Consider the following 16,212-nt stretch of genomic DNA (forward strand, 5'->3'; position numbering starts at 1 on the left):
ACAATGAAAAAAGGTTTTTTATTTATAAGCTGTGAAGAAGCACAACATATTTGCGACAAAAGGCAATATGGTGAAGCTACAGGTTGGGAGCGCGTTAAATTAGGCATCAGACTTTCATGGTGTCGTATTACGCAAGCTTATGTCAATAGAAATAATAAGTTGACCGAAGTGATACAGAAAGCCGAGGTAGACTGCTTAAATAACGATGAACGCAGTAAGCTTAAACAACAGTTTGAAGAAGAGCTAGCGAAGCACCAATAATACAGCTAGCCATAGCATTGGTACACTCTCCACCCAAAATGCACTATAATATTTTGATTGGTTTTTGTTAGAAAACACCAAAAACAAAAGTGATATAAACAGGACTATTAGTGTCGATATAATAGAAGTGACATCTATATCATCCTTAAAGTATTCCAAAACAAAAAACAACATTAACAACAAAACCCCAATGATTTTGGTTTTTTTAATACCTATGCTTTGAGGTATGGTCGCCAGTTTAATACTATCATAATTAAGATCCCTAATTTCGAACGGTAAGGTTAAAACTATAACGAGCATAAATCGTTGAATCGCTGTAATGATCATATCCATATGGATAGCAACCATATTGTCTATTAAGGGCAACAGAACTGTAGTAAATGCCCAAACCAAAGCAATCACATAAATCTTTAAGCCGCTTATTTGCCTTAAATTCTTATGATGATCCCTAAAATAGCGCATAGGCAGTAGAGGAACAGCGTATAAAAATGTAATGAGTCCGAAGATTGACACATAAATCATCGAATCAATATTGAGCTGAAGCGCATAGTAACACATGGCAATAAAAGCCATAAACGAAAACACCTGAATCGTTTTTAACCAACCTGCCAATCGTCTGTGATGAAATTTGGCAACCCCAAAATACTTTATAAAATTATACCCAGTTATCGTGGCAAAAAACACAAAATAAAGCACGGTTTTATCATAAGCCAGGTCAAACTGCAGTAGTGTTACCCAAGTCAATGCGCATACCGCAAGTGCCACATGAATACTGCTGTTAATATAAAAATTAAGTAACCGCCTTAAAAACCTCATCAAACAAAAATAATCAATGTGTTAATAACCCAAGTTTTCGGTTAAAAACTTTAATTTTCGTTAACTAAAAACAAAGGCTATTTCCGTATTTTTGCATATCAAAAAAAATAGCTGATTTTAGAATGGATACAACCTCTTTTGCACTTAGACACATCGGCCCAAATTCAGACGAACAGAAAGCCATGTTAAATACCATCGGAGTTACTAGTATTGAACAACTCGTTTCTGAAACTATCCCTGCAGGCATACGCCTTAAAAAGGATTTGAATTTAGATGTGGCCATGAGCGAGCAAGACTATCTCAATCATATCTATAAACTGTCACAGCGTAACAAAGTTTATAAATCTTATATAGGTTTAGGATACCATCCTTCGAATTTACCAGCTGTTATACAGCGAAATGTTTTAGAAAACCCTGGATGGTATACGGCTTACACCCCTTATCAAGCTGAAATTGCACAAGGACGATTGGAAGCCCTCTTAAATTTCCAGACCATGGTGATTGATCTAACCGGAATGGAAATTGCCAATGCCTCTTTATTGGATGAAAGTACCGCAGCAGCAGAGGCTATGAGCTTGTTATTTGCCGTTAGAGACAGGGCTCAAAAAAAAGCCGGTATCAATAAGTTCTTTGTTTCGGATTTGGTCCTACCACAAACAATGGCCTTGTTAGAGACAAGAGCAACGCCGATCGGTATTGAATTAGTGACCGGTAACGAAACAGAATTTAATCTTACCGAAGACTTTTTTGGTGCCCTATTGCAGTATCCAGGCAAAAACGGTCAGATTACTGATATTAAATCTTTTATAGAAAAAGCAAACGCCTTAAATATTAAAGTTGCTGTTGCCGCAGATATTTTAAGCCTTATCAAGCTTGAAGCTCCGGGTAAATTTGGAGCCGATGTCGTTGTAGGTACCACTCAGCGTTTCGGGATTCCCATGGGATATGGAGGGCCTCATGCCGCCTATTTCGCAACAAAAGAAGCCTACAAGCGTGATGTTCCTGGTAGAATTATTGGTGTCACTAAAGATGCGAATGGCCACAGAGCACTACGAATGGCGTTGCAAACTAGAGAGCAGCATATTAAGCGTGATAAAGCAACGTCGAACATTTGTACGGCACAAGTACTTTTGGCAGTTATGGCTGGCATGTATGCTGTCTATCATGGTCCAAAAGGATTAGAATTCATTGCTAATAAAGTTCAAAATACGACAGCTACTTTATCTGCTGCCCTGAAGCGCTTAGGTTTAGAGCAAGTTAATACGCATTATTTTGACACAATCCAAATCAAAGCTGATGCCATTAAAGTAAAACACGAAGCAGAAAAAAAAGAGGTTAATTTTTATTATCCGGATTCAAATACGGTAATTATTGCCATTAACGAAACGACCACAATTGCTGATTTAAATGACATCATATCCATTTTTGAAGCCGTTACAGGCCATAAAACAGATCACATCGTTTCAATTATAGAGGCTAATACTATTCCTGAAGCTTTAAAACGTCGAACAGACTTTTTAACCTTTGATGTATTTAATGCTTACCACTCAGAAACGGAATTAATGCGCTATATAAAACGTTTAGAACGTAAAGATTTAGCCTTAAACCACTCTATGATATCCCTTGGCTCTTGTACTATGAAACTCAATGCAGCATCAGAGATGTTGCCACTGAGCTGGAGCAATTGGGGAAATATGCATCCTTTTGCTCCCCAAGAGCAAGCGGAAGGTTACCAATTAATGTTAAAAGCGCTAGAGGATCAGTTGACCGAAATCACAGGTTTTGCAGCAACATCCTTACAACCTAACTCAGGTGCACAGGGAGAGTTTGCCGGTCTTATGGTGATCAAGGCCTACCACGAATCTAGAGGGGATCATCACAGAAATATTTGTTTAATTCCTTCCTCTGCACATGGCACCAATCCTGCAAGTGCCGTTATGGCTGGTATGAAAGTGGTTGTTACCAAAGCCTCTGAAGATGGTAATATTGATGTTGATGATTTAAGGGAAAAAGCGGAGCATTATAAAGATAACTTAGCGGCGTTAATGGTGACCTACCCTTCTACACACGGCGTTTATGAATCTGCTATAAAAGACATTACCCAGATTATTCACGACAATGGTGGGCAAGTGTACATGGACGGTGCTAATATGAATGCTCAGGTGGGATTGACTAACCCAGGAAATATTGGAGCAGATGTCTGTCACCTCAATTTACACAAAACATTTGCCATTCCACATGGCGGAGGTGGACCAGGCGTTGGGCCGATTTGTGTTGCTCAACAATTAGTGCCCTTTTTACCGGGAAATCCAATTATAAAAACAGGAGGAGATCAAGCGATATCAGCGATTTCTGCAGCACCTTTTGGGTCTTCATTAGCCTGTATAATTTCATACGGTTATATCAAAATGCTCGGCGCAAGTGGCTTGAAGAAAGCTACCGAAGTGGCTATACTCAATGCTAATTACATCAAAGAACGTTTAGAAGGTTACTATGACACGCTTTATACAGGTGAAAATGGACGCGCAGCCCACGAAATGATTATTGACTGTCGTGATTTTAAAGCTAAGGGTATTGAAGTCACCGATATTGCTAAACGCTTGATGGATTATGGATTCCATGCGCCTACGGTTTCTTTTCCAGTGGCTGGGACCATGATGATAGAACCTACAGAAAGTGAGAGTAAAGCCGAAATGGACCGTTTTTGTGATGCTATGATCTCGATACGTCAAGAAATAAATACAGCCTCTAAGGAAGAACCAAATAATGTATTAAAGAATGCACCTCATACCATGGAGATGCTAACTTCAGACGAATGGCTATTACCATATACTAGACAAGAAGCAGCGTTTCCGTTAGACTATGTCAAAGACAATAAATTCTGGCCGAGTGTTAGGCGTGTCGATGATGCTTATGGTGATAGAAATCTGATTTGCAGCTGCGCACCGATTGAACAGTATATGGAAGCTTAGATTGACGTTTGAACATCGTAAAACAAAATCGCCTTGTCGTTCTATTTGTTTTAATATAGTTACCTTGTCGTCTTTGTTATAAATATTATCATTAGAATTCTACATTTATGAGTATTAAAATCACAGGAACAGGTAGCTATATCCCAAAAAGTATAGAAAAGAATGAGGACTTTCATCAACACACATTTCTAAATACTGACGGATCCTCTATAGACTACCCCAATGAGGTTATTGTAGAAAAGTTTAAAGCCATTACTGGTATCGTTGAGCGCCGTTATGCAGATGATCAACTGGTCGCTTCAGATATTGGATTTCTTGCCGCACAAAAAGCTATAGACGATGCTAATGTGAATCCCGAAGATATCGATTATATCATTTGTGCTCATAATTTTGGGGATGTTAGGGCCAACACCATTCAAAGCGATATATTACCTTGTTTGGCCTCACGTATCAAACATAGGCTAAGAATAAAAAATCCCAAGTGTGTGGCTTATGATATACTTTTTGGTTGTCCGGGATGGGTAGAGGGTGTTATACAAGCCCAAGCGTTTATCAAAGCCGGAATGGCAAAACGATGTTTGGTTATCGGTGCAGAGACCTTATCGCGAGTGGTAGACAAACACGATAGGGATTCTATGATCTATTCCGACGGAGCTGGAGCAAGTATCATTGAAGTTTCTGATGATGATAGTGGCATATTGGCCCATGAGTCGGCGTCTTTCACCTACGACGAAGCCTACTATTTGTTCTTCGGCAATTCCAACAACAAAGATTTATGTCCTGATACACGCTACATAAAAATGCATGGTCGAAAGATTTACGAATTTGCTTTAACTAATGTCGCTCAAGCCATGAAGGACTGTTTAGACAAAAGTGGTGTTGACATATCCGAAATAAAGAAAGTATTGATTCATCAGGCTAACGAAAAAATGGACGAAGCCATTATTAAACGTTTTTATAGATTATTTAAAGCTCAAGCGCCCGAAGGTATTATGCCTATGAGTATCCACAAATTAGGTAATAGCTCTGTAGCTACCGTACCCACACTTTTTGACCTGATTAGAAATAACAAACTCGAGCAACACCAAATCAATAAAGGTGATGTTATTATATTTGCAAGTGTAGGTGCTGGTATGCATATCAATGCGATTGTATACCGATATTAATCATAAGATTTCCGATTTCTCGGAAAACAACTATGTACGAGAAAACCTTTCCAAATAAGCGCTTTAGATTAACCCTAGAGTTCCTTAAAAAACATGTAGATCCATCAGAATCTATTCTGGATTTAGGTGTTAAAAATCCGTTTTCAGAGATTATGATCTCTGAAGGTTATAAGGTTGAAAACACCAAAGGAGAAGACCTTGACGAAGATCAAACAAGCATAAAAAATTCTACTGCTGAAGTCGTTACTGCCTTTGAAATCTTTGAGCATCTTTTATCGCCTTATGAAGTTTTAAAATCGATAGAAGCCAATAAATTAGTGATTAGTGTACCTCTAAGACTATGGTTTGCTTCTGCTTATCGAAGTAAAACAGATACTTGGGACAGACACTACCATGAATTTGAAGATTGGCAACTCGACTGGCTCTTAGAAAAAACAGGTTGGACCATAAAAGACAGTGCCAAGTGGACCAATCCTGTAAAAAAGTTTGGCATTAGACCCTTTTTGAGACAATTTACCAATCGCTATTATATAGTTTACGCTGAAAGAAATTCCAAATAACAAATACTAAATTCCAACCAGATTTCTTTAGTTTTGAGCATTGGAATTCTAGTTTTGAAGATTTACGTAATAATACCCGCCCATAACGAAGATGCTTACATCGCTAAGACACTTCAGTCTATAGTCGAACAAACTTTAGTACCCAAAAAAGTGGTCATTGTCAATGACAACTCTACAGATAAAACCGCAGCTATTGTTAGTGCTTATGTTTCAAAATATAATTGGATGTCTTTGGTCAACACGACATCCTCAGAAGAGCACTTACCAGGCTCCAAAATCGTCAATGCCTTTAACCAAGGCTTAAAGATTCTAGATGCGCATTACGATATTATTTGCAAGTTTGATGCCGATTTAGTTTTTCCCAATAACTACCTAGAGCAAATTGCCAATCATTTTAAATCCCATCCCAAATTAGGAATGGCCGCAGGCTTCTGTTATATCGAAAAAAACGGACATTGGGTTTTAGAAAACTTAACACGTAAAGATCATATTCGTGGCGCCCTAAAAGCCTATCGAAAAGCCTGTTTTAAACAGATAGGACAATTAAAGCCATCAATGGGTTGGGATACTGTAGATGAACTTTTGGCCAAGTATCATGGGTGGGATATTTTAACTGATGAATCACTACATGTTAAACACCTTAAACCAACAGGACAATCTTATAATAAAGCCTCAAAATACTTGCAAGGAGAGTCGATGTATAAAATGCGTTATGGCTTTTGGATCACGCTTATATCCGCACTAAAACTGGCTTATAAAAAGGGCAGCCTTCAACTATTTAGAGATTATATGAAGGGCTATTTTAAGGCCAAATCCAACAAGGTCGAATTCTTGGTTTCTAACGAAGAAGGGCAATTTATAAGACGGCTGCGTTGGAGAAAGATGATAAACCGCTCTTAATCGACCATTCAGCATTATGCTGAAAATCAAAATATTACATTAAAAAAAATTTGCAAAATTCCAAATTAAAATTTATTAATTTTTTAAATAATTTACATAATATTATTAAATAGTTAATAAATAATTAATTATATTTATTATTTCGTAAAATAATTAGATTTTTGTTGATAATCCCTTAATTCGGACAATTTAATTGTCTGGAACCCTCACAACATAATTAATACAGAACAAAACTTAAGATTTTGGCCTAGTAAAAAAATGACTAGGTTCTAAAATCTAAAAACAACTCGCAAAGTATAGACAGAAATCTTGGATGTCTCTAAATGGCCAAGATGATATTAATATTTAAATCGTTTAATTATGAAAAATTTAAAGAATCTTGGGGTAGCCTTAAGTAAGACTGAGCAAAAAGGAATAACAGGTGGTTGCAAAGGTTTCTCCGATGGAGAATGCAATCAAGTTGCCCAAAACCAGATCGTGTGTTCGTCCAATTGTGACTGTGATCTTGATGCTTATTGCAATTCATTTACGGGAAGGTGTCAATGCGTAGTGTAAGAGAAGACTGCAATTGAAATTAAGCCTAGTAACTACTTAAAAAGAGTTGTTTAAAAGTAGCTTTTTAGATAACCTCTTTCTTTCAAAAGTTGTTTGTTTTATTCAAAACAAGCAATTATTCGATTAGATAAATATAGGGTGGTATTATAATTTACCTTCTCTATGATCCCAAACAGACACCTCTATTAATAATGTTGATAAACAATTTAACAATGAGTGTGTCGACCAGAGGAAGCTATCCGAATAGGCACAACCCTTGAGTGTCTTTAAATGATCAAGGGCAATTTAATTTTTAAATATTTAATCATGAAAAATTTACTGAATTTAAAAGGTGTTAGCACACTTTCCAAACAGCAACAACAATCCATAAATGGAGGAGGTCCAACAAATGAATTTGATTGTGTTAATAATTGGTGTGGTATTTGGTTTGCCGCACTGCAACAATGTTTACATCCAGAAAATGGTTGTGCTTAAAAAACAAAAATCCGCTCTAAATTAGGGCGGATTATTTTCTTCTTCATTTAAGAAATTATAACGAACCTTTAATCCATAACAAATCCTAAAGGTCGACCAGTGGCACCGTTAGGAAAACTGATTCCCAATAATGCGGATATCGTCGGCGCAATATCAGGAATTACGGTCTTATTTAAAGTCTCGCCATGCTTTATGCCCGCACCAAAAAACAAAAGTGGTACATGGGTATCATAATTTAAGCCACTACCGTGTGTAGACCCTGTTCTTCCATAGGCAATATGCGCAATATCATCCACTATAATAACATCACCTGAACGTTTCTGGTTAAATCCATTTTGAAGTAGAGCCTCAATACCAGTGGTAAAATTAGTGCTAGTCATGGCTTTGGCTGTGTAGACTTTTGCAACATTTGGATAGCTAATTTGCTCATCGACTAAAGCTTGTTCTACCTCATAACGATTTAAACCCAACTCCTTCAACTTAGCCTTATTAAAGAATATTTGATTATTACTTATGTTTTCAATAATATCTGCTGTCCCATAGGTTTCCTTTAAAAACTCCTGAAATTTTTTCTTTCTATCACTGTAATTGACATATCCAGCGGGAATCTTAAGAGATTGCAAGTATTTGGGTACTTCAACAGCACCATGATCTGCCGTTAAAAAAAGCGTGTAATTCCCTTCACCGACTTCGGCGTCCAATGTCAATAACAAACGCTCTAAATCTTTATCTAATCGTAAATAGGTATCTTGGATTTCTTTCGAATTGACCCCAAAGTTATGACCAATATAATCGGTGCTTGAAAAACTAACCGTTAAAACGTCGGTAGCATCATCCTTTCCTAAAGCTTCATTTTTAATAGCCTCAATAGCAAAATCCGCCACAAGACTATTGCCATAAGGCGTATTCTTAATAATATCGAACCATGAATTTTGATCTTTTAAGGCATCCAAATCATATGGAAAGGTCGCCGTGGATTTACCTTTAAAACCCGCTTCAAAATCATTTAAATCCGATCCACTTTCTACGTACGTTGAAATATCATATAAGGTATTCCAAACTTTGAGGTAGGACTCCACCCTACCAGAATTATTGAAATCTTCAACCCATTGTGGCAATGTCTCCATATAGTAATTGCTGGTTATAAAATTCCCTTCTCCCTTGCCTCTAAACCAGTAAGCGGCATTAGCCGTATGACCAGCTGGTAAAACGGCTCCTCTATCTTTAATAGAAATTCCAATGGTTTTACCCTTCATTTGGGTAAATAAGCGGTTTTCGTCAGCAAAGGTGGTTGTCAACATTCGATGTGGCGACATGCGCTCTGATTCTGAAATACTACCCACGGCTACAACCGAATCGTCTGCAGCACAATAGACATTCTTTTTTTCCTTCTTACTGTACCAGTGGTTTGCTATAATACCGTGATACTTTGGTGTAGTCCCTGTAAATATAGAAGCATGCCCAGGACCTGTATAGGTTGGTATATAATTGTAATGATTGTTTTTACAATTAAAACCTTCTCTAATGATGCGCTTAAAGCCTCCTTCCCCATAATGTGCTGCAAACCTTGTAAGGTAATCGTAGCGCATTTGATCTACTACAATACCGACAACGAGTTTTGGCTTAGATTTCAATGCCGAACCCATCATTTTTTCTTGCGAACCACAAGGAAAAAACATCGTCATTAATAGGGTTAGTACAACAAATTTTTTCATAATACAGGTGCCATTCATTCAAACTTCAAAAATACGGTTTTTAGACTATCTTAATTTAATTTAACGTTATATTGCTAATCATTTTTTATACTTTAGCAGTAGAATTTTCTTAGATGAAGTACCTTCATAATATTGGCACTTACTTTATAATGATTAAAGACATGTTTCGCAAACCTACAAAATGGTCTGTGATGAAAACTTTAATCTTAAAAGACGTTGATGACCTCATCATTGGGTCTTTGGGTATTGTTGCCTTTATTTCATTTTTTGTCGGAGGCGTTGTTGCCATTCAGACCTCATTGAATATTAGCAATCCCCTTATACCAAAATATCTCGTTGGTTTTGCTACACGTCAATCCATAATCTTAGAATTTGCTCCGACGTTTATTTCCATCATTATGGCAGGTAAAGTGGGATCTTTTATCACCTCCAGTATTGGTACAATGCGCGTTACAGAACAAATAGATGCCTTAGAGGTAATGGGCATCAATGCCATTAATTATTTGGTATTTCCAAAATTTATTGCCTTAACACTTTACCCATTTATCATTTCCATTTCCATGTCTTTAGGTATTTTGGGAGGATTAGTGGCCTGTGTGTATGGAGGCTATGGTACTTTAGAGGATTATATTGATGGCGTACAAAATGATTTTATCCCTTTTCACATGGCCTATGCTTTTATTAAGACTATGGTCTTCGCTTTTATTTTAGCGACAATTCCTTCCTTTTACGGTTACTTTATGAAAGGCGGAGCGCTAGAGGTAGGAAAAGCCAGTACGACATCTTTTGTATGGACCAGTGTGGTGATAATTTTAGTGAATTATTTAATAACGAGTTTACTTTTAGGCTAATGATAGTGGTAGAAAACTTAAATAAATCGTTTGGCGATGCTCATATTTTAAAAGGGATTACGACATCTTTTGATAAAGGTAAAACTAATCTTATCATTGGACAAAGTGGCTCTGGCAAAACTGTATTTTTAAAATGCTTACTGGGCTTATTCGACTATGAAGAAGGCAGTATTGCCTATGATGGAAAAGTTTTCAATACGCTAAGTCCCGACGAAAAGCGCGACTTAAGAGCAAAAATAGGAATGGTATTTCAAGGTAGTGCTCTTTTTGATTCTATGACTATCGCAGAAAATGTCATGTTTCCTTTGCGCATGTTTACCAAGCAGAGTAAAAGTGAAATGGAAGATCGCGTGGACTTTGTTCTAAAACGGGTTAATTTAGACGATGCCCATCATAAAATGCCCAGCGAGGCCTCTGGAGGTATGCAAAAACGTGTCGCCATAGCCAGAGCAATCGTTAACAATCCCAAATACTTATTTTGTGACGAACCCAATTCTGGTTTGGACCCAAAAACCGCTATTGTTATTGATAATCTGATTCAGGAGATTACAGACGAATACCAGATGACTACGGTGATTAATTCGCACGATATGAACTCTGTCATGGAAATCGGTGAAAAGATTGTGTTCTTAAAAGATGGTTATAAAGAATGGGAGGGCTCCAAAGACACTATTTTTAAAACCGACAATGCAGCAGTGACCAATTTTGTATATTCTTCAGAGCTATTTAAAAAAGTGCGCAAGATGTATTTAGAAGAAAACCAGTAACTAATTTCTACTAATTTTCACTTTCTCAGTCTTTAATTCGCTCTTTAACCACTTCAATAACTCAGATTCTTTTATTCTTATCAAACTATCGGTAAGATTTGATTTCCACCTAACATTTGCTACTGTAACGGTATCTACCTTTACGAAATCACTAGATTCTAGCATCTTGGCATAACCAAAATACGACAAGTCATTAAATTTGATTTTAGCATCTTTTGCCAAAAGGACAAAAGCATTATTATCCATGAGGTTACCTTTTTCTCGAATAAATAATGTTAAGGTATCCAACTCAGATTGTTTAACCAATAACAAACTATCCCGTTGCTCAATAGTAATCAGTGCATTATTGTAGAGATCCATCAAGCGTTCGGCACTTACATTCTTATTACCATTTATGACTAAATCATAATCCCTGATATATTCATATCTATTTAGCTCATTTCTGAGGTCACTTTCTGTCGCTTCACTAATTTCCCCATTGAAGAAAAGTGTTATTCTGCCTTTTTCATTATCGATACGTTCGCGTTGAAGCCATAAGGAGTCATTCCCCTCTATCTCCTCTTTTAGAAACTTGGTATAATCAATATCTATTCTACTCTCTTTAAGCACCTTAACAAAAGTGTAAATTGGCCAAGCCATAACGACAATGGCAACTAATAAGGCAATTCGTGAAATGCGTTTACGCTTTTTGGAGTTCGCATATTTAAGCATTGGAAAGCGCAAAATCTTAAGAACAATAAAAGTCGCTAAAGCAATAAAGATGGTATTAATGGTGAATAGATTCATTGCACCACCAAAAAAAGCAAAGCCTTCTCGGGCACGCTCACCCGTATTACTCACCCAAACTGCAACACCATAGCCTGCGGTACAAAGTGGAGGCATTAAGGCAGTTGCAATGGCCACACCAAATATTACGGAGGCGATGGTTCCCTTTTTAGTACGGGCTATAATTAAGGCCAAGCCACCAAAAAATGCAATCAAAACATCACGTATGTCCGGTTGTGTTCGTCCTAAAAGCTCAGACGTGTCCTCACTCAAAGGAAAAAATTTAAAGAATAGAAATGCCGTCAGAAGACTCAGGACGATCATGGTCGCCAAGTTGATCAGCGATTTTTTTAAAGTATCTATATCATTTATGGCAATAGACATTCCAACCCCGAGGATTGGTCCCATTAAAGGAGAAATTAACATGGCACCGATGACCACAGCCGTAGAATTGGCGTTTAAACCAACAGAGGCTACCATAATTGAGCAAACTAAAATCCAAGCAGTAGCACCTTTAAAAGGAATGTCAGCCTTAATGGCTGCAATGGTAGCATCCCGATCGGTGTCATCCCTAAAATCTAAAAGCTCACTTAAAAACGTTGATATGCTCGAAAATAGGCCTTTGGCGTCTTTCTTTATGGCCTCTTTTTTTTCCTCAACGGCTTTGTCCTTTTCTACTTTTTGTTGTTCGTCTTCAGAAAAATTGAATTTACTTTCTTCGCTCATGATTAACCATATTCCTCTCCAAAATTAGCTTTCACATTCTGGAGTACTTTTTTAATGTCCTGCTCTTTAGTTTTAGGAAAGATAAGCAAAACTTCGTCTTTATCGACAATGATATAATCTTTTAATCCGTCTATAACAACAATTTTATCCTTTTTGGAACGAATCATATTCCCTGTGGCATTATCCACAAGAACTTTTGAATTAACAATAGCATTCTGACTGTCGTCTTTATCTAACTTATCATAAAGACTTCCCCAAGTGCCGAGATCATTCCAATCGAATGTTGCAGGAATCACATAAACATTATTACTCTTTTCCATTACAGCATAATCAATAGAGATGTTTTCGGCCTTAGCATAATTTTCTTTAATAAAGTCATCCTCAAATTCCGTATTGTAAACGGCATAACCATTATTAAAAAGTCGAAAAAGTTCTGGTTGATTCCTCTCAAAAGCAGCAATAACCGATACGGCACTCCACATAAAAATACCGGCATTCCATAAAAAATTGCCTTGTTTTAAAAACGATTTTGCCGTATCATAATCTGGTTTCTCCCTAAATTGATTGACCGATTTCACGTCGACCTCTCCTAATGACTGTTCTTTATCATATTCTATGTAACCATAACCAGTATTTGGAAATGTCGGTGTAATGCCCAAGGTCATTAGGGCATCATGAGATTCGCAATAGTCAAAAGCGGTCTTTACATTTTCAGAAAAAGCGTCTTCATCTTCAATCCAATGGTCGCTTGGTGCTACAATCATTAGGGCATCTTCATTCTCTTTTTGAATTTTTAAAGCAGCGTACAAAATACAAGGTGCTGTATTGCGCATGGCGGGCTCTAAAACCACCTGCCGTTTTGTAACACTTGGCAATTGTTCAAACACCAAATCGTTATAACGCTCATTGGTAAGAATAAAAATATTTTCTTCTGGAATCAGTTTCGCTAAGCGATTAAAGGTCTTTTGAATTAAGGTATCACCTGTTCCCAACATATCGTGAAACTGCTTAGGAAAGTTTTGGGTACTTACGGGCCAAAACCTAGATCCTACTCCGCCCGCCATTAAAATGGCGTAATAATTTTTGTTTTTCATTGATTCATGTCATTCCGTAATTGATACGGAATCTAATTTAAATTAATTATCTCTTATAAAATCCTGCCTCGCACTAGCACTAGCCGACGTCGTCCCACTAGCAAAAGTTATGACGGCCGAAAAGCTTGTGCCTCCGCTTTCAGCCTTCGTAGCAGCCTACTTCGTCGAAGTAGGCAAAGCTATGGCGACACGAGGACGGCGACACGCGGTCCCAAGAATAAAATTATTCTAATAATTCCACTTCAGCATTAGGATTGAACAAATATAATTTTCCTGTTTTTTCCTCAATGCATTCAAAGCGTTTTCTTCTCTTTTTACCGCGAATAAAAACCCTATCGTTATAAAGTTTAAATCTTTGATTCAAATTTACTTCAAATACATAAGTTTTATCATTGGGTTCGTCGAGTTGCTTTAAAGCTAAGGCGAGTTGCGTATCGGTGTCGCTAGACGCCTTAGGGTTTTTAAAGTGATTGGCTAAAAGTGGTAATAGCTCTATTGGGAAAATTTCTGGACGCAAAAAAGGGAGCATTAAGTGTTGAAAGGTCATTTTCCACTCTTTGCCATGAGGTTTAATAAAAGGTCCATAGGTATTGTAAGCTTCAAAATGGGCAATTTCATGAATCAATGTAATTAAAAATCGAAAGGGATTGAGGTTAGAATTAACCGTAATCTGATGTTTACCACCAGGTAATTGCCTGTAGTCACCATGCTTGGTTTTTCGTTCCTTACGGACCTTAACGACCAAATTATCTTTTGTCAATAAGGCTTCAACCTGAGATTGTGCTTCTTTTGGGATAAAGTCTAAAAGCAGTGTTTGCATGAATGCAAAAATACTGGATTTACAAATTGTAGGAGTAAAAAAGTGAAGCACTTTTTATGTAACCTAAAAGTACTTCACTCCATTTTTTATTGGTGATGTGCCAGCAATGATGCCGTCTCTACCATATCTAAAAATTCTCGTCTATAGCCATTAATATCCTCGCCTTTTCCACTTGAAGCCAGAGACTTCACCATGGTATAGGTCAACTCCCCTTTGTATTTTGAGTCTCTTAGTAAAAGCCCCAAGCCTGCAACGGAGGAAGAAAACTTAAAGTTATCAGAGGCTAAGTCCAAGCCTAAGTTTTCATCGACTATGGTATTAACGATTAAGATACTCTCGTCTTCTTTTGGTCTTTTATATCTAAACTTTATGGTGAGTATTTCATTCTTTTTAGAAGCATCTGTCATTCCCGTGGTCTGATATTTTAAATCATCATGTCTGCCAATGAGCTCATCGGAATTTTTAGGAATCACTTCATACAAAGCCGTAACCGTATGCCCCGCTCCCAATTCTCCTGCGTCCTTTTTATCGTCATTAAAGTCTTCATCCTTCATCACTCTATTTTCATAGCCAATTAAACGATAGGCCTTAACCTGATTTGGGTTAAACTCTATCTGAATTTTAACATCCTTAGCTATGGTGAACATATTAGCACGCATATCAGTAGAAAATACTTTCTTTGCTTCCTTAATATTATCAATGTAAAAGTAATTACCATTACCAGCATTGCTTATTTGTTCCATTCTTCCGTCTTTATAATTGCCCATCCCAAATCCACAAATAGTCAAATAAATGTCCTCTTTTCGCTTCTCTTCTATGAGTCTTACCAATTCCGAGCTAGAGGATACCCCAACATTAAAGTCACCATCAGTTGCTAATACTACTCTATTATTGCCATCGGTCATTAAATTTTCTCTGGCCACCTTATAAGCCAGTTTTATACCCTGACCACCTGCAGTGGACCCACCCGACTCGATTCTATTCAGCGCTTCAATAATCGTCTCCTTTTGCGATACCTCAGTAGAGGGCAAAACCAAACCTGCCGAACCTGCATAAGCCACAATAGCCACTTTATCATTCCCACTTAATTGATTCAATAACAATTTCAAGGATTTTTTTAGAAGGGGTAATTTATTATGAGAACTCATTGAACCCGAGGCATCAATTAGGAATACCAAATTACTTGGTTTTAAATCATCATAGTTTAAGGATTTGCCTTGTATTCCAATATGAACAAGTTTGTGCTTGCTATTCCACGGACAATCTGAAACCTCATTGGTAAATGAGAAAGGATGCTCGCCTTTAGGCTGCGGGTAATCATAGTCGAAGTAATTAATCATTTCTTCTATCCTAACCGCATCTTTGGGGGGTAGTTGATTATTAGATAAAAACCGTCTCACATTACTATAAGAGGCATTATCGACATCTATTGAAAAGGTTGATAAGGGGTTCTGCTTTACATCTTTAAAGCTATTCTCATAAATACGATCATACTCCTCTGTATTATGGTCAATGTCGATGACTTCTTCGGCCGCAACTTCTTGAACCGCTATAGCGTCAATGTCATACAACGAACTTTTAGATTGACCATTGGGAGGATAACAAGCACTAGCAAGAACTAATACTACTAAAATGACAGCGAATTTAATTTTTGATTTAAATGGTTTTGCCTTCATAATTTTATATTTTTAATCGTTATAAGAGCAAATCTATTAGACCATTATTTTTTTCCTTTAGAAAACACTTGTAAATCATTTGTAAAGGATTTAC

14 protein-coding genes are annotated in these 16,212 nt (G+C 37.1%); 8 read left to right on the top strand and 6 right to left on the bottom strand.

The window, feature by feature from the left end:
* Window positions 1-3 precede the first annotated feature (3 nt).
* Window positions 4-261, top strand: coding sequence for a hypothetical protein (locus tag ACO052_RS21105; protein WP_422105790.1), 258 nt, complete (start codon window positions 4-6; stop codon window positions 259-261).
* Here ACO052_RS21105 and ACO052_RS21110 read toward each other — a convergent pair.
* Complete coding sequence (locus ACO052_RS21110; RefSeq protein ID WP_422105791.1) at window positions 244-1,026, bottom strand: hypothetical protein; 783 nt, start codon at window positions 1,024-1,026, stop codon at window positions 244-246. The genes ACO052_RS21105 and ACO052_RS21110 overlap by 18 nt on opposite strands.
* A gap of 173 nt (window positions 1,027-1,199) precedes the next feature.
* Between ACO052_RS21110 and gcvP the strand changes: the two genes are divergently transcribed.
* The 5 genes from gcvP (at window position 1,200) to ACO052_RS21135 (ending at window position 7,704) form a co-directional block, all read left to right on the top strand.
* Window positions 1,200-4,049 carry an aminomethyl-transferring glycine dehydrogenase gene (gcvP, locus tag ACO052_RS21115; RefSeq protein ID WP_422105792.1) on the top strand — a complete coding sequence of 950 codons (2,850 nt, stop codon included), beginning with the start codon at window positions 1,200-1,202 and terminating at the stop codon, window positions 4,047-4,049.
* A gap of 107 nt (window positions 4,050-4,156) precedes the next feature.
* Window positions 4,157-5,215 (top strand): 3-oxoacyl-ACP synthase III family protein, encoded by a 1,059-nt coding sequence (locus tag ACO052_RS21120; RefSeq protein WP_422105793.1) that lies wholly within the window; start codon window positions 4,157-4,159, stop codon window positions 5,213-5,215.
* A gap of 32 nt (window positions 5,216-5,247) precedes the next feature.
* Window positions 5,248-5,775 (top strand): methyltransferase, encoded by a 528-nt coding sequence (locus ACO052_RS21125; protein WP_422105794.1) that lies wholly within the window; start codon window positions 5,248-5,250, stop codon window positions 5,773-5,775.
* Between the two features lie 54 nt (window positions 5,776-5,829).
* Window positions 5,830-6,675 (top strand): glycosyltransferase family 2 protein, encoded by an 846-nt coding sequence (locus ACO052_RS21130; RefSeq protein ID WP_422105795.1) that lies wholly within the window; start codon window positions 5,830-5,832, stop codon window positions 6,673-6,675.
* Between the two features lie 861 nt (window positions 6,676-7,536).
* Window positions 7,537-7,704 carry a hypothetical protein gene (locus tag ACO052_RS21135; protein ID WP_422105796.1) on the top strand — a complete coding sequence of 56 codons (168 nt, stop codon included), beginning with the start codon at window positions 7,537-7,539 and terminating at the stop codon, window positions 7,702-7,704.
* Window positions 7,705-7,772: 68 nt separating this feature from the next.
* Here the strand turns inward: ACO052_RS21135 and pafA are convergent, their stop codons facing one another.
* Entirely contained in the window at window positions 7,773-9,419 is a 1,647-nt protein-coding gene (pafA, locus tag ACO052_RS21140) for an alkaline phosphatase PafA (RefSeq protein WP_422105797.1), read from the bottom strand.
* Between the two features lie 113 nt (window positions 9,420-9,532).
* Between pafA and ACO052_RS21145 the strand changes: the two genes are divergently transcribed.
* A complete protein-coding gene (locus ACO052_RS21145; protein WP_422105798.1) occupies window positions 9,533-10,270 on the top strand; it encodes an MlaE family ABC transporter permease in 738 nt (245 codons plus the stop codon).
* Entirely contained in the window at window positions 10,270-11,037 is a 768-nt protein-coding gene (locus ACO052_RS21150) for an ABC transporter ATP-binding protein (RefSeq protein ID WP_422105799.1), read from the top strand. Before ACO052_RS21145 ends, ACO052_RS21150 begins: the two co-directional genes overlap by 1 nt.
* Here the strand turns inward: ACO052_RS21150 and ACO052_RS21155 are convergent, their stop codons facing one another.
* From ACO052_RS21155 to ACO052_RS21170, 4 genes are all read right to left on the bottom strand, one after another.
* Complete coding sequence (locus ACO052_RS21155; RefSeq protein ID WP_422105800.1) at window positions 11,038-12,528, bottom strand: DUF389 domain-containing protein; 1,491 nt, start codon at window positions 12,526-12,528, stop codon at window positions 11,038-11,040.
* Window positions 12,529-12,530: 2 nt separating this feature from the next.
* Window positions 12,531-13,622, bottom strand: coding sequence for a mannose-1-phosphate guanylyltransferase (locus ACO052_RS21160; protein ID WP_422105801.1), 1,092 nt, complete (start codon window positions 13,620-13,622; stop codon window positions 12,531-12,533).
* 223 nt (window positions 13,623-13,845) lie between these two features.
* Complete coding sequence (locus ACO052_RS21165; RefSeq protein ID WP_422105802.1) at window positions 13,846-14,442, bottom strand: SprT-like domain-containing protein; 597 nt, start codon at window positions 14,440-14,442, stop codon at window positions 13,846-13,848.
* An 86-nt stretch (window positions 14,443-14,528) separates the two neighbouring features.
* Window positions 14,529-16,118 carry a vWA domain-containing protein gene (locus tag ACO052_RS21170; protein ID WP_422105803.1) on the bottom strand — a complete coding sequence of 530 codons (1,590 nt, stop codon included), beginning with the start codon at window positions 16,116-16,118 and terminating at the stop codon, window positions 14,529-14,531.
* Window positions 16,119-16,212: the final 94 nt, after the last annotated feature.

This window comes from Winogradskyella sp., assembly GCF_965228925.1.
In the GTDB taxonomy this organism is placed as follows: Bacteria; Bacteroidota; Bacteroidia; order Flavobacteriales; family Flavobacteriaceae; genus Winogradskyella.

Excerpts from the sequence above, each read along its gene's own strand:
- ACO052_RS21155 (WP_422105800.1), bottom strand. The coding sequence starts at position 12,528 with ATGAGCGAAGAAAGTAAATTCAATTTTTCTGAAGACGAACAACAAAAA.
- ACO052_RS21105 (WP_422105790.1), top strand. The coding sequence starts at position 4 with ATGAAAAAAGGTTTTTTATTTATAAGCTGTGAAGAAGCACAACATATT.
- ACO052_RS21165 (WP_422105802.1), bottom strand. The coding sequence starts at position 14,442 with ATGCAAACACTGCTTTTAGACTTTATCCCAAAAGAAGCACAATCTCAG.
- ACO052_RS21125 (WP_422105794.1), top strand. The coding sequence starts at position 5,248 with ATGTACGAGAAAACCTTTCCAAATAAGCGCTTTAGATTAACCCTAGAG.
- gcvP (WP_422105792.1), top strand. The coding sequence starts at position 1,200 with ATGGATACAACCTCTTTTGCACTTAGACACATCGGCCCAAATTCAGAC.
- ACO052_RS21135 (WP_422105796.1), top strand. The coding sequence starts at position 7,537 with ATGAAAAATTTACTGAATTTAAAAGGTGTTAGCACACTTTCCAAACAG.
- ACO052_RS21145 (WP_422105798.1), top strand. The coding sequence starts at position 9,533 with ATGAAGTACCTTCATAATATTGGCACTTACTTTATAATGATTAAAGAC.
- ACO052_RS21150 (WP_422105799.1), top strand. The coding sequence starts at position 10,270 with ATGATAGTGGTAGAAAACTTAAATAAATCGTTTGGCGATGCTCATATT.
- ACO052_RS21160 (WP_422105801.1), bottom strand. The coding sequence starts at position 13,622 with ATGAAAAACAAAAATTATTACGCCATTTTAATGGCGGGCGGAGTAGGA.
- ACO052_RS21120 (WP_422105793.1), top strand. The coding sequence starts at position 4,157 with ATGAGTATTAAAATCACAGGAACAGGTAGCTATATCCCAAAAAGTATA.
- pafA (WP_422105797.1), bottom strand. The coding sequence starts at position 9,419 with ATGAAAAAATTTGTTGTACTAACCCTATTAATGACGATGTTTTTTCCT.
- ACO052_RS21170 (WP_422105803.1), bottom strand. The coding sequence starts at position 16,118 with ATGAAGGCAAAACCATTTAAATCAAAAATTAAATTCGCTGTCATTTTA.